Raw genomic sequence first — 1,347 nt, 5'->3', positions numbered from 1 at the left:
CCTTGCGGCGGCTGAGCCAGCCTTTGACCCGCTGGCCGCCCTCAACCAGCCCGCCGGGCAGGAAGATCACCACCAGCATGAACAGGATACCCAGGGTCAGATGCCAGCCTTTGCCGATGAAGGGGTGGACCAGAAAGACAAGGGCATCCTCCATCCCGTCGGGCATAAAGCTGAACCAGCTGTGCAGCACGTTGTCGTTGATTTTCGAGAAAATGTTCTCGAAGTACTTGATGAAGCCTGCGCCCAGCACCGGGCCGATCAGCGTGCCCGCACCGCCGAGGATGGTCATCAGGACGACCTCGCCCGAGGCTGTCCACTGCATCCGCTCAGCGCCTGCCAAGGGGTCCATCGAGGCCATCAGGCCGCCAGCCAGACCGGCATACATGCCGGAGATCACAAAGGCCGCCAGGGTATAGGGCCGGGTGTTCAGGCCGGTGTAGTTCATCCGCTGCTGGTTCGATTTCACCGCCCGCAGCATCATGCCAAAGGGCGAGCGGAAGATGCGGATCGAGAGGTAAAAGGCGGCCAGCAGGATTAGCGCGCACAGGTAATAGCCCGCGTTGAACTGAAAGGCCCAGGGGCCGACTGCCAGCTCAAACGTTGACCGCATTTCCAGGCCGAACAGGCTGGTCACCGGGATTGAGCCGTCCGCGGTGGCAGAGACACCCAGGATGCGCGGGTCTTCCAGCGTCAGCTGCAGGCCAGTTTCGCCATTGGTGATCGGGGTCAGCACCGAATAGGCAAGGTTAAAGGACATCTGGGCAAAGGCCAGTGTCAGGATCGAGAAGTAGATGCCGGAGCGGCGTAAAGATACAAAGCCGATCAGCAGCGCAAACAGGCCAGCAACGATGACCGACAGCAGGATCGCCGGGATCACGTTCATGCCGACCAGCTTGAACATCCAGACGGCTGAGTAGGAACCGGCGCCAAGGAAAGCCGCATGGCCGAATGACAGATAGCCGGTGAGGCCAAACAGGATGTTAAATCCGATGGCGAAGATCCCGAAGATCACAAAGCGCTGCATCAGGTCCGGATAGCCTGCGTTGAACTGCGCCATGGCGCTGCCGGTGGGGAAGGGGTTCAGGATGAAGGGGGCGAACAGCGTCAGGCAGGCGACGATGATCAGCATAGAGGTGTCTTTTTTATCCAGTCCGAACATGTCTTAGTCCTCCATCACGCCTTTGCGGCCCATCAGGCCCCGTGGACGGGTCAGCAGAATGATGATTGCGACCACATAGATGATGATCTGGTCGATGCCGGGGATCAGCGATTTGATCTCGTTCATCGAGGCGAAGCTCTCAAGAACACCCAGCAAGAAGCCCGCCAGCACCGCACCGGGCAGCGATC

At 59.9% G+C, this 1,347-nt stretch carries 1 protein-coding gene and 1 pseudogene; both read right to left on the bottom strand.

Going from position 1 to position 1,347, the window contains the following annotated elements; translation table 11 throughout:
• A partial coding sequence (locus A2I95_RS38455) for a branched-chain amino acid ABC transporter permease (protein WP_291737660.1) occupies window positions 1-1,159 on the bottom strand: 1,159 nt, incomplete at its 3' end.
• Between the two features lie 3 nt (window positions 1,160-1,162).
• Window positions 1,163-1,347, bottom strand: a pseudogene (locus A2I95_RS38450) (branched-chain amino acid ABC transporter permease); the annotation flags it as partial.

It is taken from the genome of Leisingera sp. F5 (genome assembly GCF_001593695.1).
This window is presented reverse-complemented; position numbering and strand designations above follow the sequence as displayed.